The sequence below is a fragment of the Pantoea sp. Taur genome, assembly GCF_009830025.1.
Lineage (GTDB): Bacteria > Pseudomonadota > Gammaproteobacteria > Enterobacterales > Enterobacteriaceae > Pantoea > Pantoea communis.
The window spans coordinates 39,130-58,516 of the sequence record NZ_SZZZ01000025.1; the positions used below are offsets into that span (position 1 = coordinate 39,130).

The 19,387-nt window shown below is 59.2% G+C and carries 27 protein-coding genes and 1 pseudogene; 18 read left to right on the plus strand and 10 right to left on the minus strand.

Translation table 11 applies throughout. The features are described from left to right. The first annotated feature begins 123 nt into the window (after positions 1 to 123). On the plus strand, positions 124 to 390 hold the full coding sequence (locus FD744_RS22850) for a biofilm/acid-resistance regulator YmgB/AriR (RefSeq protein ID WP_160869575.1): 267 nt from the start codon (positions 124 to 126) through the stop codon (positions 388 to 390). A gap of 218 nt (positions 391 to 608) precedes the next feature. Here FD744_RS22850 and FD744_RS22855 read toward each other — a convergent pair whose 3' ends face one another. The 3 genes from FD744_RS22855 to FD744_RS22865 form a co-directional block, all read right to left on the minus strand. Beyond that, positions 609 to 806, minus strand: coding sequence for a hypothetical protein (locus FD744_RS22855; protein ID WP_160869577.1), 198 nt, complete (start codon positions 804 to 806; stop codon positions 609 to 611). Positions 807 to 887: 81 nt separating this feature from the next. After that, positions 888 to 1,148 (minus strand): hypothetical protein, encoded by a 261-nt coding sequence (locus FD744_RS22860; protein ID WP_160869579.1) that lies wholly within the window; start codon positions 1,146 to 1,148, stop codon positions 888 to 890. A gap of 144 nt (positions 1,149 to 1,292) precedes the next feature. Next, a complete protein-coding gene (locus FD744_RS22865) occupies positions 1,293 to 1,598 on the minus strand; it encodes a hypothetical protein (RefSeq protein ID WP_176505757.1) in 306 nt (101 codons plus the stop codon). A gap of 228 nt (positions 1,599 to 1,826) precedes the next feature. Here FD744_RS22865 and FD744_RS22870 point away from each other — a divergent pair, with 228 nt between their 5' ends. Further along, complete coding sequence (locus FD744_RS22870; protein ID WP_052127596.1) at positions 1,827 to 2,129, plus strand: hypothetical protein; 303 nt, start codon at positions 1,827 to 1,829, stop codon at positions 2,127 to 2,129. Positions 2,130 to 2,168: 39 nt separating this feature from the next. Here the strand turns inward: FD744_RS22870 and FD744_RS22875 are convergent, their stop codons facing one another. Beyond that, complete coding sequence (locus tag FD744_RS22875) at positions 2,169 to 3,329, minus strand: diguanylate phosphodiesterase (RefSeq protein WP_160869581.1); 1,161 nt, start codon at positions 3,327 to 3,329, stop codon at positions 2,169 to 2,171. 274 nt (positions 3,330 to 3,603) lie between these two features. Here FD744_RS22875 and FD744_RS22880 point away from each other — a divergent pair, with 274 nt between their 5' ends. The 5 genes from FD744_RS22880 (at position 3,604) to FD744_RS22890 (ending at position 4,948) form a co-directional block, all read left to right on the plus strand. Then, positions 3,604 to 3,864 (plus strand): hypothetical protein, encoded by a 261-nt coding sequence (locus FD744_RS22880; protein ID WP_160869583.1) that lies wholly within the window; start codon positions 3,604 to 3,606, stop codon positions 3,862 to 3,864. Positions 3,865 to 4,065: 201 nt separating this feature from the next. Then, a complete protein-coding gene (locus FD744_RS22885) occupies positions 4,066 to 4,299 on the plus strand; it encodes a hypothetical protein (RefSeq protein WP_160869585.1) in 234 nt (77 codons plus the stop codon). Between the two features lie 105 nt (positions 4,300 to 4,404). After that, positions 4,405 to 4,527 (plus strand): hypothetical protein, encoded by a 123-nt coding sequence (locus tag FD744_RS25855; RefSeq protein WP_255492464.1) that lies wholly within the window; start codon positions 4,405 to 4,407, stop codon positions 4,525 to 4,527. A gap of 1 nt (position 4,528) precedes the next feature. Next, the gene (locus FD744_RS25860) at positions 4,529 to 4,660 is read left to right on the plus strand and encodes a hypothetical protein (RefSeq protein WP_255492465.1); all 132 of its coding nucleotides are present in this window, start codon (positions 4,529 to 4,531) and stop codon (positions 4,658 to 4,660) included. Between the two features lie 117 nt (positions 4,661 to 4,777). After that, positions 4,778 to 4,948, plus strand: coding sequence for a hypothetical protein (locus FD744_RS22890; protein WP_231568837.1), 171 nt, complete (start codon positions 4,778 to 4,780; stop codon positions 4,946 to 4,948). A 21-nt stretch (positions 4,949 to 4,969) separates the two neighbouring features. Here the strand turns inward: FD744_RS22890 and FD744_RS22895 are convergent, their stop codons facing one another. The 3 genes from FD744_RS22895 to FD744_RS22905 form a co-directional block, all read right to left on the minus strand. After that, the gene (locus tag FD744_RS22895; protein WP_160869587.1) at positions 4,970 to 5,233 is read right to left on the minus strand and encodes a biofilm development regulator YmgB/AriR family protein; all 264 of its coding nucleotides are present in this window, start codon (positions 5,231 to 5,233) and stop codon (positions 4,970 to 4,972) included. A gap of 232 nt (positions 5,234 to 5,465) precedes the next feature. Beyond that, positions 5,466 to 5,774: a hypothetical protein gene (locus FD744_RS22900; RefSeq protein ID WP_160869589.1), complete on the minus strand. Its 309-nt coding sequence runs from the start codon at positions 5,772 to 5,774 to the stop codon at positions 5,466 to 5,468. 712 nt (positions 5,775 to 6,486) lie between these two features. Further along, complete coding sequence (locus tag FD744_RS22905) at positions 6,487 to 6,711, minus strand: hypothetical protein (RefSeq protein WP_237449447.1); 225 nt, start codon at positions 6,709 to 6,711, stop codon at positions 6,487 to 6,489. Between the two features lie 421 nt (positions 6,712 to 7,132). On the opposite strand from FD744_RS22905, the gene FD744_RS22910 reads away from it, so the two are divergent. The 6 genes from FD744_RS22910 (at position 7,133) to FD744_RS22940 (ending at position 10,634) form a co-directional block, all read left to right on the plus strand. After that, positions 7,133 to 7,348: a hypothetical protein gene (locus tag FD744_RS22910; RefSeq protein ID WP_237449448.1), complete on the plus strand. Its 216-nt coding sequence runs from the start codon at positions 7,133 to 7,135 to the stop codon at positions 7,346 to 7,348. A gap of 70 nt (positions 7,349 to 7,418) precedes the next feature. Next, positions 7,419 to 7,700, plus strand: coding sequence for a type II toxin-antitoxin system RelE/ParE family toxin (locus FD744_RS22915; protein WP_034830883.1), 282 nt, complete (start codon positions 7,419 to 7,421; stop codon positions 7,698 to 7,700). Further along, positions 7,700 to 8,017: a HigA family addiction module antitoxin gene (locus FD744_RS22920; RefSeq protein WP_034830884.1), complete on the plus strand. Its 318-nt coding sequence runs from the start codon at positions 7,700 to 7,702 to the stop codon at positions 8,015 to 8,017. The genes FD744_RS22915 and FD744_RS22920 overlap by 1 nt, the downstream gene beginning before the upstream one ends. 361 nt (positions 8,018 to 8,378) lie before the next feature. Further along, complete coding sequence (locus tag FD744_RS22925) at positions 8,379 to 8,615, plus strand: hypothetical protein (protein WP_034830887.1); 237 nt, start codon at positions 8,379 to 8,381, stop codon at positions 8,613 to 8,615. Positions 8,616 to 8,923: 308 nt separating this feature from the next. After that, positions 8,924 to 9,649 carry a TetR/AcrR family transcriptional regulator gene (locus tag FD744_RS25690; RefSeq protein WP_237449449.1) on the plus strand — a complete coding sequence of 242 codons (726 nt, stop codon included), beginning with the start codon at positions 8,924 to 8,926 and terminating at the stop codon, positions 9,647 to 9,649. 769 nt (positions 9,650 to 10,418) lie between these two features. Continuing rightward, positions 10,419 to 10,634, plus strand: a complete 216-nt coding sequence (locus FD744_RS22940; protein ID WP_100702970.1) for a hypothetical protein — start codon at positions 10,419 to 10,421, stop codon at positions 10,632 to 10,634. A 470-nt stretch (positions 10,635 to 11,104) separates the two neighbouring features. Here the strand turns inward: FD744_RS22940 and FD744_RS22945 are convergent, their stop codons facing one another. Continuing rightward, positions 11,105 to 11,533: a hypothetical protein gene (locus tag FD744_RS22945; protein WP_160869593.1), complete on the minus strand. Its 429-nt coding sequence runs from the start codon at positions 11,531 to 11,533 to the stop codon at positions 11,105 to 11,107. A 631-nt stretch (positions 11,534 to 12,164) separates the two neighbouring features. On the opposite strand from FD744_RS22945, the gene FD744_RS22950 reads away from it, so the two are divergent. Continuing rightward, positions 12,165 to 13,736, plus strand: coding sequence for a sensor domain-containing diguanylate cyclase (locus tag FD744_RS22950; RefSeq protein WP_160869595.1), 1,572 nt, complete (start codon positions 12,165 to 12,167; stop codon positions 13,734 to 13,736). A gap of 25 nt (positions 13,737 to 13,761) precedes the next feature. On the opposite strand, the gene FD744_RS22955 is transcribed toward FD744_RS22950, so the two are convergent. Continuing rightward, entirely contained in the window at positions 13,762 to 15,543 is a 1,782-nt protein-coding gene (locus FD744_RS22955; protein WP_160869597.1) for a sensor domain-containing phosphodiesterase, read from the minus strand. Positions 15,544 to 15,888: 345 nt separating this feature from the next. Between FD744_RS22955 and FD744_RS22960 the strand changes: the two are divergent. Beyond that, a pseudogene (locus FD744_RS22960) lies at positions 15,889 to 17,346 on the plus strand (methyl-accepting chemotaxis protein). Here FD744_RS22960 and FD744_RS22965 read toward each other — a convergent pair. Beyond that, complete coding sequence (locus FD744_RS22965) at positions 17,343 to 17,549, minus strand: DUF3606 domain-containing protein (protein WP_160869599.1); 207 nt, start codon at positions 17,547 to 17,549, stop codon at positions 17,343 to 17,345. The pseudogene FD744_RS22960 and the gene FD744_RS22965 overlap by 4 nt on opposite strands. Before the next feature lie 357 nt (positions 17,550 to 17,906). Here FD744_RS22965 and FD744_RS22970 point away from each other — a divergent pair, with 357 nt between their 5' ends. The 3 genes from FD744_RS22970 to FD744_RS22980 all read left to right on the plus strand — a co-directional run. After that, positions 17,907 to 18,146: a hypothetical protein gene (locus FD744_RS22970; protein ID WP_039328794.1), complete on the plus strand. Its 240-nt coding sequence runs from the start codon at positions 17,907 to 17,909 to the stop codon at positions 18,144 to 18,146. 64 nt (positions 18,147 to 18,210) lie between these two features. After that, positions 18,211 to 18,399, plus strand: coding sequence for a hypothetical protein (locus FD744_RS22975; protein WP_160869601.1), 189 nt, complete (start codon positions 18,211 to 18,213; stop codon positions 18,397 to 18,399). 264 nt (positions 18,400 to 18,663) lie between these two features. Next, the coding region (locus FD744_RS22980) for a GAF domain-containing protein (protein ID WP_237449451.1) at positions 18,664 to 19,387 on the plus strand (724 nt) is incomplete at its 3' end.

Below are 19,387 nucleotides of genomic sequence, written 5' to 3' on the forward strand. Positions count from 1 at the left end.
GTATCTCCGACCAGTGCGGAGAGTGGCAGGACGCCCGCAGGACGCGGCTACCGGAGGGTGGCCGTTTTTATTTAAGGCACTGAGCCTGGCCACTTTTGCCCGCAGGGCCTGACGGATAACATCATGCAGCTTAACGAACATCACACCACCACCGAAGCCGACATCATCCAGCACTTCCGCAGCGGCGGCGACGCGCTGGCCGCCGAGACCGCCGTGCTGGACGCCGTCATCCGCGACATCGTTATTCACGGCAAAAAGGTCACCAGCAAAGCGATCATTCTTTATCTGATCGCCGAACTCGAGAGCACCTCAGACGTGGTCCAGCTTGACGTGCTGCGCAGCGCGCTGGAAATCGTAGTGGGCAAAACGCCCGACGACGAAGGCTTCTGAGGCTACTTCTGCTGTGTGACGTGCGCGGCAGACAGCGCAGCCGGTGAGTCAAACCCTCCCTGTGAAGCCCACACGGAGCAGCTGACGGCGGCGGCGAGGGTTACGGCAATCCAGACTTTCACAGGCATCTCCCGGTTTAAACGATTTCACATTTATCAGTGTGGCACGTCACCGTCATTGCGCGAGGAGTGATCGTCAGAACGGGAGGAATCTGAAGGTCAGTGCATCTGCTGAGCCAGCAGCCTGACGGCGCGTTCGCAGCTTTCGCGCATCCCGGCAGCGCCTGCCGCTTCGCCCATGCTGTGCAGGGCGCTGGTGATTTCGTGAAGGGTGAGGTGCTGGTCCGGCTTAAGAAGGCGCGCCACGACCGTTCCGATAACGGCGTAGATATCTTCGGCGGTGGTGTCATCGTTCATATGACCTCCGTCCGTAAGGTGGATAAGTATACAGTATATCAGAAAGGCGACCCCGGGGATACGGCAGCGCCCCGGGTGACTTCAGTGAAGCTTCTGCGCTGACATACCGTCAGTGCCGTGCACCCCGGTCTTTTCAGAGGCGCGAATCTGCATTTCCCGCCGCACCTCTTCAATGGCGCGCAGCCCTGCGCGAACGCGGTCTTCATCCGTTTCATGCTCAATAACCGCCCGCAGGCGGTCCGTCAGGACGGCCCAGCTGATGGCGATGTCCTCTTCCAGCAGCGCGGTGACGGCCTCGCCAATCATGATGTCGGCCATTTTTTCTTCAAAGTCATTTTTCATGGGGTTTTCCGGCAGCAGGTTTCGGGCGCAGAGCTTACCACAGCGCAGCGGGTCCGGACATTAACGGGGGAGAAGAACCTGTAGAAAACTTTTGCGCTGCAGCGTCAGCGCTGTCCGGCAGAGGCATGCTGTCCTGAAAATACCTTACTCCGGCGCCGGTAATTTCTTTCTGCGGCCGCGCTGCTTTGCTGCGGGCGGGGCGGTTTCCGCCACCGGAGAAGGCTTCTCCAGGCGGTACAGGCAGACGTCGCCGCGCTCCGCCAGACTCGCCGGCCAGATCATGGCCGCGTTCCCGTCCTCCACATACAGCTCGCCCAGCGGCTGTACCACGGCCCAGGGCGCGCCCAGCGTGCGGCGCAGCTGCAGGATCTCCTGCGCCATCGCGACGGCCTCCGCGTCATGGCTGTCCGGATCGCCGGCGATGTGACGGAGCCTGTTTTCGCTGAGCATGGTTGCCTCTCCTGTGTGTTATTGCCTGTTGCACTGATAGCCCACCGGCAGATTGCCGGATATCTCCTGCTGGCGCATGCTGCAGTTATCTCCGGTGCTGAAAACAGGGAGATTACGAAACCTTTACGCTTAATAACTCGCTGACGGCTTGCAGAGTCCGCAACCCATTCTACACTGGGCGGACCAGTGAAAAGAGTACCGATTTTAAAAACAATAAGAGGAAAAAAAATGATTTTAAGTGAGTTTATGCTGAAGGTGAACCGCTGGCCCGACATGCATTTCACAGCAATTGAAAGCGAGCAGCGCGAGGCCGTCATCGAGATTTATGCCCTCGACTTCTCAAACCAGACCAAAAGCCGGCTGCTGATTTACCGCACGCCGGACGCGCAGCATGCGGCGGCCATGATGACGCATTTCCGCACCTGGCTTGAAAAGGCCAACCGCGGCAGAACCCTGCGGCAGGAAAAGGCTGATGTGCCCGCGGCCGTTATGGCCACGCAGCTTCCGCCTCACCGTGCCGCGTCCTGTTAATCATACGGGGCCCGGGGGCCCCTGTTCTGTTCCTGCGCCTCAGACGGCCTCGCGGGTTTCCGGCCAGGCCACGGCCGCCCCCTCTGCGGTGAACAGCGCGCCCTGGAAATCAGTGACCCCTGCCGCCTCCAGCCACATCCACTCTTCCGGCTGCTCGATGCCCGCCGCGATGACGTTAATCTCCAGCGCAGAACAGCAGCGCAGCACCGCGTGCACCACCGCCTGGCGGGGTCCGCTGCGGTGAATATTGCGCACGATCGCGGCCCCGATGCGTACGCGGTCCGGCTGGACGTGCGCCAGCAGAGACAGCCCGGCGGAGCCGTCACCGAAGTTATCGACAGAGAGGCTGATGCCGGCCTGCTTCAGCTGCCGCACCGCTGCGGAAAATGCTTCCAGCTGAGAAATCACCTCCGTCTCGCTGACGCCCAGTATGATTTGCTGCGGCACCAGTTCAGCGCTGTCGATGGCGCGGACAATCCGGCCAACGGCATCCGGAACGGATACCAGCGTCCCGGGCAGAATGCTGAGGTAGAGCATCATGTCGTCAGGGCATGACCTGCCGGCTCTGTGCAGCGCCCCGGTGACCGCAGCGAGATTATATACGTACATCGCATCGCCGGAGAGCCCCTCCGGCGCATCATCGGGTATGGCCTCAAGGGCCGTGACCTCGCGGCCGAGCGGGTCGACCACCGGGCGGAAGGTCACGCCCGCGGCGGGGGCCGGTGACCCGTTCTCATCCGGCACAAAGTCCCAGTAGTCGGCGGGCAGAACCTCAAAGTAGTTTTCTTTCTCCCGGGCCTCCACGAAGGTTCGCAGAAACTGCAGGCCGCGATCGTCATAGGTCAGGCGGTACTTAGAGGTGCCGCGGTCAAGCACCGCCTGCAGCACGCTGCCGCGGGGGTGATGGCGCAGATCGAACAGCTCCATGCCGTGGTTGCCGAAGCGCCGCGACGGCGAGTAGTCGCGCATCAGCTCAACCACGTTGTGGTGACGCCGGTCGGCGCAGATGCGGCCGTAGATGTCCAGCACGCCCTGTTCCGGGCCCTCCAGGATCTGGAAGAAGTGCGTGCCGTTAAACAGCAGGATGCCCGTCACCTGATGGCGGGCGTTGAGCAGCGTTGCCTTCTCCACCATACCCGGCAGAATGCTGACGGGCACGTCATCGGCGAGGTGGCTCCGGTAAATTATGGTTGTAAGCATTACAGGCTCCGTATTGCCGCAGATTGTCACGGGCACCATAGCAGCCGGCCGCACTTTCTCAAACCGGACCGGTAACGGGCACAGTGTGATGCGGAATGAATAGCAGGGCTTGCCTGCAACAAGAATCTTCGCCGCGCGCGGAACCCTGTAATCACATTTGATGAAATAAATTATTACGGAACAGGGGTTTTCAGAACATCCTCCGGGCGCTTTCACCCTCCGCGACTACAGTGTGACGTGAGGCTGTCATCAACGTGAAATGGAGGTAGTAAATTTGTCTATTCAACACGACGGGAAAGGGCACGTCATTATTGGCGAGGCGGCACTGAGCCTGGCGCTGGGCGAAAAGGAAATAAGCGTGCAATCGCTTATTGCCGAGCTCGGACACATGGCGGAGGCCGGCGGCAGCGATAACCGGCTCACTGAAATATCCGAAGCCAGAAGCTGGCTGAAGAGCTTCCACGAGCCGGAGCAGGCCGTCCGGCTGGTGCCGTACCTGCAGACCCTTGCCGGCCTGAACGACGAGAAGAACTGACGCCAGAGGACGTAGTCCGGCTCTGGCCGGAAGACGACGATGAAGATGACCTCAGCGGTCGCGCTCAGGCGTGTACCGGCCGGAGAACCTGTCAGGGACGACGCTCTCCGCATATCCCGCGCTTAAATCGCATCAGAAATTAATTCCACCGTTATATATTCAGGCATACATTGCTCCTTTTATCATGGAAGGAGGCCGCTTATGTGGCAGTTTTATTATCTGCTCAGAATGGAGCAGCAGGACCAGCTGCACGTGAAGGGCTGCGTGTGCCTGGAGGGCCACCCGGAGCGTCAGTTCCTGGGCTCGGCCGTGAGCTACCGGCACGCGTATCAGATTGCGTCACAGCAGCTGAAGATGCGGGCCTGCATCTGCCGCCTGTGCGTGGACGACAGCATGACTGAAGCGCGGGACGCCTCGCTTTCACCGCCCGCGTAATGAGCGGTTTTTACGCTTAAGTCACAGACCGGATATTTGTTCACCTTCCGGTACCGTCACGCGACTAAACTTAACGTTACCCGATACCGGGTGACGGAGGTAACCATGGCTGACCGTAACGATAAAAATGTGAAGGAAGGCAAAGACGCCGACCACAGCAAGCTGCCCGCGGGCAACAAAAAAGACACCAGGGACAGCGATACCATGAAGCAGAAGGGTGGAAAATAGCATGTCTGACCAGCCGATGCCTGACGATGCGACCCCGCTGCCGGACCACGGGCCGGCGCCCGGTCATGAAGACGAGGTGCCGGGCGGCGACAGGGACATTCCGCCCGACCGGGGCGCCACCCCGCTGATTTAACCGCCTCCGGGCGGTTTTTTCTGGTGCTTATATCTGCGCGCCGCTTATCGCGATACACTGTGTATATCCCCAATAAGCGGAGCGCATCTGAAAACCGAAAATGAAATACAGGAACTGATGCACGAAGCCATCGGGCTGGCCATCAGGCAGGTACTGCACAGGGGCGGGACAGTCAGCCCGCACGAACTTATCGGCACGCTGTGGCGCCTGAAGGAGTCCGGTACCGATATGGCCATGCGCGAGGCCTGCAGCCGGGCCATCCGGATTTTTGCCGCCAAACTTAACTGAATTAGCCCTGTCGCGCAGGCGTTATAAGGCCTGCCCGCCGGCGTCGTCCGGCGTGTGACTGACGATAAGCTCCAGCACGCTGCGCAGCACCGCCTGTCTCTGCGCGTCACGCTCCTGCTCAAGGTCGCGAATGACGTGGATGATGAGCGTTTTATTGGTCAGCTGTCCGCCTGAGGCCAGAATCGACTGTATTGCCTCTTCAAGCTCCTGACTTTCAGCCGCCAGCGCGTCGCCGCTGTTCTGCAGGCGGGCGCGGATTGTGGTCACTGAGTTGGTATTTTTCATGCTGTGAAGGTCCCTGCCGGAGCATCCTGAGCGGATGACGGCGGTAAAAGTGGTGTGGCGGATTGTTATTGTGTGGCCGGGAGCCCTGCATCTGCAGAACGTACCCGATGACAGAGAAATTATAGGTTAAAAGGCGGCTGGGGTGCGCTTCGTTAATGATGGCGCGCGCAGGCGGTCATCTTACAAAGTCAGGTGAAGGCGGACGCTAAGCGCCCGCTCCTGAAGCTTGTGGTTATCTCATTTCATCTTCATCATCAGCCTGCAGGCGAATGGTGGCCTCGCCGCCGGCACTGTGGCTGTCTGCATCAGAGAGCATCCACTCCTTATCGGCACTCCCGCGCGCACCGACGGTCCGGAAGTCGCGCAGCCAGCTGATGGCATCGCTGATGCGCCGGCTGCGGGTGCTGATTTTCTCTGCTTTAAGCATAATGTTCAGCTCAGTCAGGAGAGCATCAACGGATATTTCCTCTTCACGCACGGCAAGATTGACTGCTGCTTCACCAATAACTGCGTGACCGGTCATGTCTTTGCTGTACAACACGGTTATACCTCGCTTAAAAAAGGATGAGAACAATTTTAACTACCTCTTTATTATAGCAAATGGCGTAGCGGAATTTAAATAAGATGCATAGTTATCGGCTATGGATTAATAAGGGTAAATAAATTGAATCTTTTCATTTTATTATAAGTGGCTGATATTTTTCTGATATATTGATGTTGTGAATTCTATCCTGAGAAAATATCTCTCACTCTGGCCTGCACCCGGGTCAGAGCAGGTAACTCGTACTGTCAGAAGCACGGTGCATGTAATGCGCATCCGATTCCGAAAGGGCGCACCCGCAGGCAGACTGCTAAATCCTGTTCAGGTGCAGTAAAGCCAGAGGATCTACGCAATGGTTTTTCTCAATAACGAGCTTCCTGCAGAGAATATGTTCATTAACTCTCTCATTTATTTTTTCCGTCTCCAATGACTGACTGATTGCCGAAGCGAAAATATGCTGCCACTTTCACACTGACGCTGTGCTTAAATATAAATCTTTTTGTTCGAAGCGGCGCTTCCCGGACCTGGCGTCCTGTATATACGATGTCACCTGACATTCAGTTAATCGGTAGAGGCGAGTCGTACGAGTTTATATTTAAGTGCCCGGTGCATAAAATAATTTAAGCCCCGGGAAGGGGCCGCACTGATATGGCCCTGCGCACAGAGTTGCGTGAGCCAGTCATCCGCCTTAGTTTAACCGTAAATATCTGACTTATTCAGGTTGCTCCTGAATCTCGATGCGGATAATCGTTAAAGGCTCGCCGCGGCTTCCCGTGGCGCAGTGCCGTTCTGCCGCGCGGATAAACGGGCTGCGGACTTCCAGCATGTCCGCAATTTCGCGGAGCTTTTCTGCCAGGCAGGAAGGGGAAACAGGAAGATAGGTCGGGGGCAGGGCTCTGGCCATGAGTAGTGACTCGCAGTTGTCTGTTGTGTACATCTTATCTTCGGCTGCCGGCCGATTTTCATGAGCGCAGTCATATTCGTATTAAAACATACAAAAAATACATGCAACCTCCCTCCGCCTGTCGGGCTGCGCCGTGACTTCACCTTAGCCGGGCCGCTTCGTCCGCAAGGCAGGCTTCGCCTCATGACTCACCCGTTCCCCGCCATTCGCGGGACATTCAGTCCGCTCAGGCGGCGCGTGCGGTTTCGTCCTTCGACCCTGCGTCCTGCGCCATAGCCCGGCTGCCGTGACGTCACGGCGCTGATGCCGTGCAACCTGTAGACCGGAGTAATCGTGAATCAACCTCTCACCGCTTGCCAGCTGGGCCGAACAGCTGCTGCGCTTTTACCCCGGCACGCCCTGCGTGGTGCACCTGTGGATAGCCGCCTGGTGTGACAGCGTGCCGGAAAACGATATGAAGAACATGATCGCCGCGTGGGCGCAGCGCTTTCCGTCGCTGAACGGTCTGGAAACCCTGCAGCCGTATGCAGGAGACGTTGTCTGCGAAGTGGCAGGAGAAATTCACCTGCGATCGCTGCACATGGACAGCGCGCAGAAGGGCATGAACCGTTGGCTGGTGCCAAACAAGCTGACGCCCAGGAGCATCCTTTCTCAGGGCGATGAAAAATAAAAACACAGAGTGTTTCTCGTGACGAAACATATGATATACTGTTTCTTAACAGGAAACGCGGAGCCGAAAAGTGATTAAAAGCTGGAAGCACAAAGGATTACAGAAGCTGTTTGAGAAAGGTGATATCAGCGGCGTACAGGCAAAGGACGCGGAACGCATCCGGCTTCGCCTGCTGGTCATCGATGAGGCGCTTTCCACGGATGAATTCAGAAACTATCCGGGCTTTCGTTTTCACCCCCTGAAGGGCGACAGGAAAAACCTGTTTTCCATCACGGTCAGGGCTAACTGGCGCATCACCTTCGAATTCACGGACGGTGATGCCTATATTCTCAACCTGGAGGACTACCACTGATGGCCATGTTCAATCCCCCGCATCCGGGCGGCCTGATCACCGAGTACATTGAAGATAATAACATCGGCCTGCGCGTGCTGGCGAAAGAGCTGGGCGTATCAGCAGCGGCGCTGAGTAAGGTCGCCAGCGGTAAGGCATCAGTCAGCCCGGAAATGGCGGTGCGACTGGAGGCGGGGCTGGGTATTGCGGCTCGCCTCTGGTTATCCATGCAGGCCGCCTGCGATCTGCACAAAGCGCGTGCCACCACAGACGTTTCCGGCGTGCACCTGCATCCGGGCGTGCTGGCCGCTTCCGCACAAGATCGGCCCGGCAAGTAACCCTGCGAAAGATCACCCTACACCGCGCCGCCTGGCGCGGTTTTACTTTGTGCTTTCTGCCAGCCCCGAATGGCAATACTGCCGCCCTGAGGGCCGGGAAAACCGGTGCTGGCGCACCGGTCCTCTCCGCCCGGATGTGTATGGCCATAATCTATCGGCCCGGTTTAGCTTTAGTCTTTCTCCTGTCAGTTCGGACTTCCCGCCGCATAAAAATATGCTTTAACAGCAACAGCAAAAACATGGCCCCCTTCGGCTCCCCGGCAAGCCGGGCCGCGAGCCGTCAGGCTGCCTTATCTGCCGCGCTTTTAACTTTGAAGATGAAGCAGCCCGCGGGCTTCGTACTGATATCAACCGCAGCGGTGTGAGTAAGACGCTGCATGACCGTCTGGAACCTCTGACCGGCCTGAACGATAAGACGCTGGCACTGAGCGTGCGCCGTGAATTTTTCTGGGTTGAGCTGCATGACATGGCAAAAACCGTAAGGGTTCAGGCGATGAATGTGCCTGAATCTAACCTGCCTGCCTCCATTCTGGAGGTCTTGACAAAAGCCGGTCATCTGGCACTGAACCATTTTGGAAAGCACGGCGAGAAAGCGTAGATGAACGCCAGCCAGTGGCTGGCCGAAGAGCTGAAGAAGGATAGCGCGGCAGCAACAGCTGCTGTTCAGGCGTAAAAAAAGCAGGGTAGCCCCTGCTTCGTTCACGGCGGCCGGCCCAACTGGCTGCCTCATCAAAATCTGCACTAAGGAGAAGTTATGAATTTTGACCCGCAAATCGTCGCACAGGCATAGGCACAGGCATTTGTAAAAGGCTTTAACAGCGGGTGTGGCGTGCGCGTTCCAAAAATGAAGTTCAGCAAATGGCCGCATTTTATGCGTGCCGTATGCCAGCAGCTGGAGGTGCAGCCATGAGCATCGCAAACCCCCTTAACTTACCTTTCGCGCTGGCACCCGTGATGCAGAACGACATCATCCGCGTGTTGGGCCAATACACTTTTATCCGTCTCGATAACGACGACGAAGCGTTTTATCACCACGGGAACCGGATCATCGGTGCGGACGCGAGCTGCGTCGAGCTGCCAGTCCCGGATGATAAGGAATGGAGCTGGGACGACGTGGTGACGCAGCTGGTACGCGCGTCATTTACGCGTCAGGTTCGCGGAGATCGGGCAACATCAATGTCAGACCTAATGAAAGCCTCTGGCCTTGCAAGTGCCAGTATTTATAAGCAGCTTTACCCTGATAAACGCACAATCTATCTCGCGGCCTTACAGCAATACATGGATGAAGGTGCTTCCAGAGCAGCAGAACGCGATGCGGAGTTTTCTCCAGAAATGGCATTGCGCGAAACGTTAGAATTTGTAGCGCTTTTATCATCTTCTCCTGATGGAGAAAAAGGTTGTTTTACCATTGCCGCGGCCAGTGAACTTCTACCGGGTGATGCAGAAGTAAAAAGTAAGGTTCATCATAAATTCAACAAAATAATCAATCAGTTGGAAAGAATATTATGCAGAGGTCAGACGCAGCAGCTTTTTCGGTGCGATGAAAGCCCACGAACAATGGCAATAAGCATTTTCATGATCCTGGAAGGGATGCGATTTTTGGGAAAATTCAGCCCGAAATTGACGAACTAAAAAAGAGTAACGAATTTATTGTCAGATCGGTACTCTCAAACAGACATGAAGATGGGAAAGGCCTCTCCAGACAGGCATCAACACGATGGAAGTGGGCACAATTGTTCGGCGTCGAAAAAGAAGAATTACAATGGTTGTGCTCGAATGTGAAAATGGCATGGCTTTATATGGTTGGGTCAATAACGGAAAGTTTTTCAAAAGACGCTTTCCATTGTCTGAGTTAAAGACATGTGTGCCTTACTCAAACTTTTGGCCTCTTACTTAAAGCGCCGGTATGCCCTTTTTCCGGCGCCTGATACTGACGTCCGCTCCTGGCTGTGAGTTCAATGGCTCGATGCAACGCTATCCTTAATCAAGGGGGTGACTTGCTGAAATGGGCGAGCAGTTGCTTCATCACGCCGAATTTCTGCACCACAACCGCAAGAACGCGGAGGACGTGAGCTGGGCCGGAGTCCTGAAAGAACTCATGCGCCGCAGCGGGTAGGTTATCCGGATGTGCAGGCATATGTCTGATGAGCATGCAGCATGATCTTATGCGTTAATCTGATTTAACGTGATTAGATCCATTTAATTTATGACCAGGAATTTTGCCATCAGAATTCCTGTTTATTTAACACAAATATAATCAGGTATTTTATGCAACTTTTCAGGAGCGCCTTTTTTACGCAATCATAACGAAAATAAATAACGCACCGTGAGAAAACAGGTCTATTATGACCGTGTTATTAAAATAATATGAAATCACAATATTTTTTCACCCGGGGGTTATATGGTTCACATTGATTTGTGCACCCGTGAAGGCGTGATGAAGGCTTATGCTTTCCGGACGCCAGAGCAGGCTTTAAGTATGATAGATAAGATAAAGGATGATGATTTTCAGTGGTTTAATCTTGACTGGGAGGGCAGGAAATTCACCTGCCCGAAAAAGTTTATTAAAAGAATGACAAGCTGGTCTTATATTAAAATGATGCGGGGGTTCCTGTAACCTACCTTTTGTTAACAATCCGGAAATAAATAAAATCACGCAGGGATGCGTATTTTCTTAATATCCGAATCGTTTCGGTTCCTCTGAAAAGCCACCTCCTGGCAGAAGTCACTTCTCCGCCGAGAGGTCAGCGCCCGGCCGTCCGGATATGGCGGTAACGGCGCAATAAGAAAAAGACGCCCCTCATCACGTACATCGGGGACTTTACGGGTGTGTGTGCCTCACCCGCCTGATGCCGGATGTCCGTGTCGCAGGTCTCACAGTGGCTGATAAAATAATAACGATCCTCCGTGGTCAGAGGTGCACAGCAGCGCCGGCAGCGTACGGGACCCATGGCGTTTCTTCTCCGCTTAACCTGCTGTATACCCGCAGTGGTTTAAGCAAAGACCGCCGCTGCCGTTAAGGCAACCGGGCGCGCGTGAATAAGAGGATTCCTGGCAGTGCGGGCCGCGATCACCGGGGGGCAGGGCTCAGTGGCAGCGCGCGGGCAGGGCGCCAGCCCAGAGGCGCAGGCTGGCGGCAGAAAAATGCAGGGGGCGTCCTTCCGGCAGGGCGCCGGACAGCCGGACTTCGCGGCCCGCACTCCCGGACAGCATGTCCAGCATGGCGCCGGGCACCCGGGCGTAGAGAATGTTGCAGTGGCCCCGCAGGGCCCCGCTGGCACACGTCCATCCGCCGCCGTCCTGCCCTGCGCGGTTATGTATGTCAGCATCCGAAAGGCTGCCGTGCGGCGCCTCCAGCGAAATCAGAAGCGCTCCGTCGTCATCGCAGGTAGCGTGCAGAAACACGTTTTTATCCTCCGAAGCCGTGATGCAGGTGCCGGAGCCGGGAGTGCAGGCTGCCGGCTGCGCCCATAAGGGGGGCGCCATGAGCACTAACAGCAGCAGCATCTTGTTCATGAACGGCCCACCTGTATGAAATTTGTACGCCACCCGCCGTCGGGCATGGTGCGCTCCCTGGCCGATGGTGTATGCACCCTGCCCACAGGGTTATCCACCGCACGGGTGCATAAGTTCGCCTGTGCGCCGCCGGCGAAAAAAAACCGCGCGGGTGCGCGGTCAGGACGTTCCGTAAATACCGGACAATACGCCTCCGGCCGTCCGGACCTGAGTCAGGTCCGGAAGGCGGAGACGTCAGCTTTCTTCGTTTGCTGTGCAGACGCGTTGTGTGTGCAGCGCGGGGAGTATATCCCTTTTATCTGTGTGGCACCGGCCCGCCTTCATGAAATAAAACGTCCGGCACGATAAAAAAAATGCCCGCAAGCCTTCACGGGCTAATCGTTGATTTGTGCCGTGGTGAGACGGCACCGCTTTATTAATCATTTTCCGTGACATTAATCCATGAATATCACGTTAAACAGGGAATTATCAGATTAAGTTGCATTAGGAAGGAGGAAGTGCGCTAAGCTGGCGCGGACGTGCCGGCTCCCGCCATCCCGCCGTGCGGTACAGAAAAGGTGCGCTGTTCTGCCTTTTGACCGGGGCCGCAGGCGTTACACTCTGATGACACCTTAACCGGGCCCCTGACGCCATGCCGCTGAAAAAATTCCGCCTCCGCACGCTTCTCATCTCACTCTCCGTCGGCGGGGTGATCCTGACCGCCTGCCTGCTGCTCGGTTCGCTGCTGATTTTTCAGAAGGGCAACATTGAGGACAGCCTGCTTGAGGGCAACATCGCCTACGCGCGCAAGCTGGCCGACACCACCGATCGTTATCTCGCCACGGCGCAGCGCGAGCTCGCCTGGAGCGCCGGCCAGATTAAGGGCCTGACCGATCCGGGGCTGCTGCGGGGCGAGACCGATCGCCTGCGGCTGCAGTCCGGCTTTTTTAATACCGTGGTGGTGGTTAACCGTGACGCCATCATCGCGGCGACCTCGCCGGAGAGCCTGAGCCTGATTGGCGTAAAGCTGCATTCCGACGCGAGCCGGCAGGCTATTGCCACGCAGAAGCCGTTTATTTCGTCGCCCTTTACCTCGGCGACGGGCAACTACGTGGTGTTCCTGTCGCAGCCGCTCTTCACGCCGGACGGCAGTTACCTGGGCTACATTGGCGGCACCATCTACCTCAAAAAGCAGAGCATGCTGAGCGACATCCTGAGCCAGCATTTCTACGCCCGCGGCTCCACCGTCAGCATCGTCAGCAATGACGGCCTCATCATCTTCAGCCACGATCCGTCCCGCGTGGGAACAAAAATGGCGCTGAACTCCGCGCTGCGCAAGCGGCTGGCCACCACGGACAGCGGGCGGTTCAGCTCGGTGGCGGACGGGCAGCAGTTCCTGACCGGCTACGCCAGCCTGCATAAAACGGACTGGAACATTTTTATCGCCGGGACCTCTGAGACGGTCCGGCATATCATGGTGCGCACGGCAGAAAACGCCCTGTGGTTCCTGCTGGTCATCGTTATCCTGACGGTCGCCGTGGTGACCCTGCTGGCCGGGCGCATTGCCTCTCCCCTGGAGACGCTGGCGGGCATGGTGCGGGATGGAGGAAATGATGCGTCGCTGGCGTCGGTGAAGGCCTGGTACTTTGAGGCCGACCGCCTGAAGCAGGCCGTGGAGGAGTACCGCCACGCCGTGGCAGGCCACATGGCCGCGCTCAGCGACGAGGCCATGACCGACCCGCTGACCGGGCTCTGCAACCGGCGTGGCTTTACCCTGCTGGCGGACAGGAGCCGCGAAGATGCCTCGCAGTGCGTGATTGCACTTGATATCGACCACTTTAAGAAAATTAACGACTGGTACGGCCACGATGCGGGCGATGCGGTGCTGGTCAGCCTGGCGGGCCTGCTGCGGCAGGCCTGCCGCACGGGAGACGTGGTCAGCCGCTTCGGCGGCGAGGAGTTTATTCTCCTGCTGCCGCAGACGGCGCTGGAGGATGCGGCCCGGACGGCGGAGCGCATCCGCGAAGTGGTGAGCACCACGATGTTCCCGTTCGTCGGGGCCATGACGGTGTCGGCCGGCGTGGCGTCCCTGGCCGACTGTGGCAGCCGGGAAGCGCTTCTGCGTCGCGCCGACGAGGCCCTTTATGAAGCCAAAGGCGCCGGCCGTGACGCGGTCATCGTCGCCGGGCCGGAGGGATTCAGACGCTACAGGACGCCCGCCTGAGGGCTGTCAACCGGGGGGCGGCGGGTCAGCACTGGCCGCGCAGCTTCCACGACAGCCACTCGTCAAGCTCCGGCTCCGGCAGCGGCCGGGAATAGAAGAAGCCCTGCGCCTGGTCGCAGCCGTACTCCGTGAGCGCGGTAACCGTATCGGCATCCTCAACGCCTTCGGCCAGCACCGTGTAGTCCAGGTCCTTCAGCATGGCGATAATGCTGCGGGCAATGATGCGCGAGGCGGTATCGGAGGAGATTTCGCTGATGAGCGTGCGGTCCAGCTTGATGACGTCCAGCGGCATGCGCCGCAGGTAGCTGATGTTGCTGTAGCCGGTGCCGAAGTCGTCCAGCGAAATCCCGAACCCGCGCAGCTTCAGCATCTCCAGCCCGCGCATCGCCGCCGGGTTTTCAATAATCCGCTCCGTCTCCAGGCACTCAATGCCCAGCAGGGAAGGGGATAATTTCGCTTTTATCATCTTCCCCTCCAGCGCGTCGGCAAAGCCCTCGCGCGCAAAGTCCCGGCTGCTGGCGTTTATGGTGACGGGAAGCTGAATGCAGCTGTTGCGCAGACGCGTCAGGCGGCCGATGGCGCGGTCCGTGACCCAGGCCGTCAGTTCGCTCAGCAGTGACGTCTGCTCGGCCAGCGGCAGGAACAGCGCGGGTGAGAGCTCGCCCCGGACCGGATGGCGCCAGCGGACCAGCGCCTCCAGCCCCACCGGCAGGCCGCTGTGCAGGCAGATCTTGGGCTGGAAGGCGAGCCAGAGCCCTTTATTTTCCCGCAGCGCGGCGGCCAGGTCGTTCATCAGCGTAAAGTCCCGGGTGTGGCGCGCGTCGCTGGCCTCGCTGAAGCGCATGGCGGGCACGCCCCGGCCGATGGCTTCGTGCAGCGCGCTGACCGCGCGGCGCAGCGCCTCCTGCGCCGTCACGTCGCCGGTGGTAAAGGTGACCTCCCCGGCGTGGGTGCTGAGCGCCACGGCGATGCCGTCGCCCAGGTCGGCGCTGATCCCCTCCAGGCGCCCCGCGACCCAGTCCGCACTCATGTGGCTGTCGTCGCGCGTCAGGACGGCGAATCGCCCGGTGGCAACGGTGTAGAGCAGCTCGCCGGGCGACGGGCGCAGGCGCAGCGGCAGGAGCGTGGCCACGTCCTTCAGCAGGCTCTCCACCGGGGCCATGCCCATCGAGCGGGCGAGCTCGTAGGCGCGCGGCATGTCGATGCAGTCAATCAGCACCAGCCGGCGGCGGGCGCGGTCACCGGAGGCGGCCAGATACTGCAGGTCGCGGATGAGGCGCTGGCGGTTGGGCAGGCCGGTGACCGGATCGGCAAACCCGGCGGAGTGCCAGGCCTCCAGAAACGACATCACCAGCGCGGCCAGCAGCTTCAGGGTGGTGACCTGCCCGGCGCCAAACGGGTGCGGTGCGGTGTCCGTGACGCACAGCGTGCCGAGCACGATCCCCTCCCGGTTTTTGAGTGGCACGCCGGCATAGAAGCGGATGTAGGGCGCGCCGGTGATGAGCGGATGCGTCACAAAGCGGGCGTCCAGCCAGGTGTCGGGCACCACCACTGCACAATCATTGTCCACCGCGTGGCGGCAGAGGGAGTCTTCACGCGAGGACTGCGCGAGGGCGAAGTTGTGTGCGGCCTGCACGTGCTGGTGCTCGTCGTCCAGCACTGAAATAAAGCTGCCGGGGATGCCAAGCGCCTGGCTGGCCAGCCGGACAAACTTGCGCAGCACGTCATCGCGACTTTCATCGGGGCTGCGCAGCGCTTTCAGCGCCCGCGCGCGGCGATCGTTGTCGCCGTTAAGATTCATCAGCATGAGTTCCTCCGCCCCGGCCTGGTTCCGGTGCGAAATTATAAAGATAAAGTGGACGGTAACGAACCGTTATAAAAGGCAATAACTGCGAAAGGAAAAAATGATTAAAAACTTTCTTATGGCGCTTACTATAGGCGCTGTCTGGTCTTATGTCATGCTTATTTTGTTTAGAAAATTATTTAGCGCAGCGCGATTCTTTAATTTTATCGTCGGGGAGTGTCCTTTTTTAATTATTCCTGCCAGAATCCTGTTAAATAAATGTAGCGCGCAACTTAATCACGCGCGCAATTAAAAATAAATGATAATGCTTTTTATTATTCAATATAATAACAACACCGGGGAAACCTCATGCAGCTACTCAGACACTTTACCATCCGCCGCGTCGTGCTGTGGATGATGATCCTCTCCCTGGCCGTGGTGGCACTGGCCGGCAGCTACGGCGCGCTGACGCTGCGCGAAATGTACCGCCACGCCGACCGCGCCGACGCGCTGACGCAGCAGCTGACCTTTCTGACCCGCGCCGGCCTCGTCATGCAGGACGGGACGGCAGCCGAGAAGGCGGCCCTGCTGAACGCCGCGCCGTCTGACGCAGCGTGGGACAGTTATCGGGCGGCGCTGAGCGTGCCGGGCCATTATCCGGCCGCCGCCCGCGAGCGTCTCGGCAGCCTGACGCAGCAGCTGGCCGCCGCCGACGTGCCGGTGATGGCCGAGCGCCACCGGCTGGAGGTGATCCTCATCAGCGCGCTGCTGGCCGCCGCCACCCTGCTGGCGTTCTGCGACCGCTATCTGGTGGTGCACCTCGTGCGTCCGGTGGCGAAAATCCGCGCGCACCTGAAGACCATCGCAGGGGGCGACCTCACGCGCGAGCCGGAAGACCTGGGCCGCAACTGCGTCGGGCAACTGGTGCCGCTGGTCAGGGAGATGTAGCGCAGCCTGCTGGACGCGGTGGCAGCCATCCGCGACAACGCGTTGATCCTGCACCGCGAGGCCGGGGAGATTGCGGCCGGCAACGCCGACTTATCTGACCGGACCGCTACCCAGGCCGCCGCGCTGGAGCAGACCGCGGCCAGTATGGAGGAAATCACCGCCACCGTTGCCCACAACGCCGAAAACGCCCGCGAGGCGCGTGAGTTGGCGGCCCGCACCGCCGGCACCACCCAGCGGGGCGCGGAGCTGGTGCAGACCGTGGTGGACGCCATGGGCGGCATCGCGGAGGGCTCAGAAAAAATCCGCCAGTTCACCGCGACCATCAACGGCATTGCCTTCCAGACCAACATTCTGGCACTCAATGCCGCCGTTGAGGCTGCCCGCGCCGGCGAGCAGGGACGCGGCTTTGCCGTCGTGGCCACTGAGGTGCGCGCGCTGGCGCAGCGAAGCGCGGCCGCCTCAAAGGAAATTGAGGGCCTGATTGCCGACACCGTGGCGCGGGTCAGCGACGGCCGCCGGGCCGCCGGCAGCGCCGGTGACACCATGAGCGAGGTGCTGCACGGCGTCGTCGGGGTCAACGCGCTGATTGGCCAGATAGCGCTGGCCTCGGTAGAGCAGAGCAAAGGCATAGCGCAGGTCACGCTGGCGGTCGCGGAGCTTGACCGTGTCACGCAGCAGAACGCCACCCTGGTGCAGGAAGTTACCGCCACAGCGGGCAATCTGAGCGGGCAGACGACCGAGCTGGGCGGCGCCATTACCCGGTTTACGCTGCCGGCAAAAGAGGGCTACACGGCTGCCGCAGCGTCCGCCCCGCCGGTCAGCTCACGACAGGCTACCCCGCCACCCAAAGGCGACTGGGTGGCCTTCGGGCATCATTAATACGTCGTACGCGGCGGGGGATTTTTCTCCAGCCACGCCCGCACGCGGTCGGCTTCCGGGCCCGCCTCCCGCACGGCCCGGGTCAGACGCTCCTGGGTCGTGCGCAGCTCCAGCGTCCAGAAGGTGATCTGCCATTGCTCCCGGATGTCTATGCGGCTCAGGTCGGCGGGTACCCGCCGCTGGATATAATCACGGTTTTTCATCAGGTTATCCTTTTTATCGGTACAGGGTGTGGCGGCGCCTTAAATACGGCCACCGGTAAGTCCTGCCTATCCTGGCGAATAATCATCCGGAAAATACCGGAATAATCCTTCTGTCAGGATTTCGTAAAAAAAGGAGAGGATTCCTGGTCGTATGGATAATATGCCTTAGGCTGTTTGTCTGATTTGACTTAGCAGAATAAAAATAAATGAAGTGCTTGCTGTTAATTATCCCGTAGACAATTCATGACGCATTGAACTATAAGGTTAATATTAAGATAATGTAATGAATTGGGGCGAGCCCCGGTATTTTTTATTCTGACGGTCCGTTGTGATCCGCCAGTCGGAAAGGAGTGTCTTCTGGGAAATCAGCTTTTGTACCGGCCCGTTGCGGTCGGTTCCGACGTCCGCGAGCTCAGGCTTGCTGCTGGCCTGTCGCAGGAGGCCGCCGCAGAGCGATTTGAGCTCAGCCTGCGCGTCTGGCAGATGAAGGAGGCGGCAAAAAATCCCGCCCCCCTCAGCCAGGGGGAGTATGAACTCCTGCTGCTGCTCGCCGGGCGTCATCCGCATTATGCCCTTGTGCCGCAAAAGAAAAAGTAGCAGGCTCTGTCCGCTGACGGCTCGCTGAAGTTCAGTCGGGCGCGGCCGATAAGAGGATAAGGACATGAGCGGTAAATACTACTACGCGGTGCGGCGCGGACGCACCGCGCTCCAGGAAGTGCATTGCGCGGGGTGTGTCGAACTGGCTGAGGCCGGCGGAGTCCGCTTTATTGGTACGTTTTACTCGCTCAGGCATGCGCTTCAGTCCGCGCGCCTGCGGCACCCCGACTGCGTTATCTGCCTGCAGCGCTGAACGCGGCCAGGAATGGTCCTGAAATGACGTTTTTGTGACACCGGTACAGCCGGGCGTCACTGTTATCCCTGACCCTGCCGGCGGCGGCGGGGCAGCCTGACGGACCTTTCTTCCGGCGGCGGGGCTGCAGGTATTTCTGCGGCCCCGTCTGATTGAACGTGTCCCCTTTTTGCTGTGTCATGCCGGCCACAGCTCATTCGACCTCTGGGGGGACAGACCCTGAAACGCCCGACATCAGACAACGAGGTTGCCCGCCTCGCGGCGCTGGCATCCTATCAGCAGGCGGATGCGCTGCCGGAAAACGCGCTGGACCGCCTCACCACGCTCGCCGCGCGCCTTTTTCGCGTACCCACAGCCTTCGTTTCGCTGATTGATGACCAGCGGCAGCTTTTTGCATCCCGCTACGGGCTGAATATCACCGGCACCGCCCGCAGCGTCGCCTTCTGCGACCACACGCTGGCGCAGGGGGAGATCCTCTGCGTACCCGACGCCCTGGCCGATCCGCGCTTTCGCGACAGCCCGCTGGTGCACGGCTACCCGCACATCCGCTTCTACGCGGGGATCCCGCTGACTACCCCGGACGGGCACCATATCGGTACCGTGTGCCTGACCGACACGCAGCCGCGCCCGCCGCTCACGGACGATGACCGGCAGCACCTGGCCGACATTGCTGTGCTGGTGATGGACCGGATGGAGGTTCACCGGCTCGAGCTGCTGCGCCACGCCAGCCAGCAGCGGCTGGAGTCCATCTCGGCCACTTCCCCGGACGCCATCATCTGCACCGACCTGCGCCGGGGAATCACCTTCTGGAACCCGGCCGCCACTGCGATGTTCGGTTACGGTCCGGAGGAGATGGCGGGCCAGTACGTGGCCGGGCTTATTCCCGAGCGCTGCCAGACCGACTACCGCAACGAGCTGGATCGCCTGACGGCCGACGAGGCGGCGATTTCGCAGCCACGCACGCTGCAGATATGGGGGCTCAGGCGCG

Excerpts from the sequence above, each read along its gene's own strand:
- FD744_RS22850 (WP_160869575.1), top strand. The coding sequence starts at position 124 with ATGCAGCTTAACGAACATCACACCACCACCGAAGCCGACATCATCCAG.
- FD744_RS22855 (WP_160869577.1), bottom strand. The coding sequence starts at position 806 with ATGAACGATGACACCACCGCCGAAGATATCTACGCCGTTATCGGAACG.
- FD744_RS22860 (WP_160869579.1), bottom strand. The coding sequence starts at position 1,148 with ATGAAAAATGACTTTGAAGAAAAAATGGCCGACATCATGATTGGCGAG.
- FD744_RS22865 (WP_176505757.1), bottom strand. The coding sequence starts at position 1,598 with ATGCTCAGCGAAAACAGGCTCCGTCACATCGCCGGCGATCCGGACAGC.
- FD744_RS22870 (WP_052127596.1), top strand. The coding sequence starts at position 1,827 with ATGATTTTAAGTGAGTTTATGCTGAAGGTGAACCGCTGGCCCGACATG.
- FD744_RS22875 (WP_160869581.1), bottom strand. The coding sequence starts at position 3,329 with ATGCTTACAACCATAATTTACCGGAGCCACCTCGCCGATGACGTGCCC.
- FD744_RS22885 (WP_160869585.1), top strand. The coding sequence starts at position 4,066 with ATGTGGCAGTTTTATTATCTGCTCAGAATGGAGCAGCAGGACCAGCTG.
- FD744_RS25855 (WP_255492464.1), top strand. The coding sequence starts at position 4,405 with ATGGCTGACCGTAACGATAAAAATGTGAAGGAAGGCAAAGACGCCGAC.
- FD744_RS25860 (WP_255492465.1), top strand. The coding sequence starts at position 4,529 with ATGTCTGACCAGCCGATGCCTGACGATGCGACCCCGCTGCCGGACCAC.
- FD744_RS22890 (WP_231568837.1), top strand. The coding sequence starts at position 4,778 with ATGCACGAAGCCATCGGGCTGGCCATCAGGCAGGTACTGCACAGGGGC.
- FD744_RS22895 (WP_160869587.1), bottom strand. The coding sequence starts at position 5,233 with ATGAAAAATACCAACTCAGTGACCACAATCCGCGCCCGCCTGCAGAAC.
- FD744_RS22905 (WP_237449447.1), bottom strand. The coding sequence starts at position 6,711 with ATGTACACAACAGACAACTGCGAGTCACTACTCATGGCCAGAGCCCTG.
- FD744_RS22910 (WP_237449448.1), top strand. The coding sequence starts at position 7,133 with ATGAAGAACATGATCGCCGCGTGGGCGCAGCGCTTTCCGTCGCTGAAC.
- FD744_RS22920 (WP_034830884.1), top strand. The coding sequence starts at position 7,700 with ATGGCCATGTTCAATCCCCCGCATCCGGGCGGCCTGATCACCGAGTAC.
- FD744_RS25690 (WP_237449449.1), top strand. The coding sequence starts at position 8,924 with ATGAGCATCGCAAACCCCCTTAACTTACCTTTCGCGCTGGCACCCGTG.
- FD744_RS22940 (WP_100702970.1), top strand. The coding sequence starts at position 10,419 with ATGGTTCACATTGATTTGTGCACCCGTGAAGGCGTGATGAAGGCTTAT.
- FD744_RS22945 (WP_160869593.1), bottom strand. The coding sequence starts at position 11,533 with ATGAACAAGATGCTGCTGCTGTTAGTGCTCATGGCGCCCCCCTTATGG.
- FD744_RS22950 (WP_160869595.1), top strand. The coding sequence starts at position 12,165 with ATGCCGCTGAAAAAATTCCGCCTCCGCACGCTTCTCATCTCACTCTCC.
- FD744_RS22955 (WP_160869597.1), bottom strand. The coding sequence starts at position 15,543 with ATGCTGATGAATCTTAACGGCGACAACGATCGCCGCGCGCGGGCGCTG.
- FD744_RS22965 (WP_160869599.1), bottom strand. The coding sequence starts at position 17,549 with ATGAAAAACCGTGATTATATCCAGCGGCGGGTACCCGCCGACCTGAGC.
- FD744_RS22975 (WP_160869601.1), top strand. The coding sequence starts at position 18,211 with ATGAGCGGTAAATACTACTACGCGGTGCGGCGCGGACGCACCGCGCTC.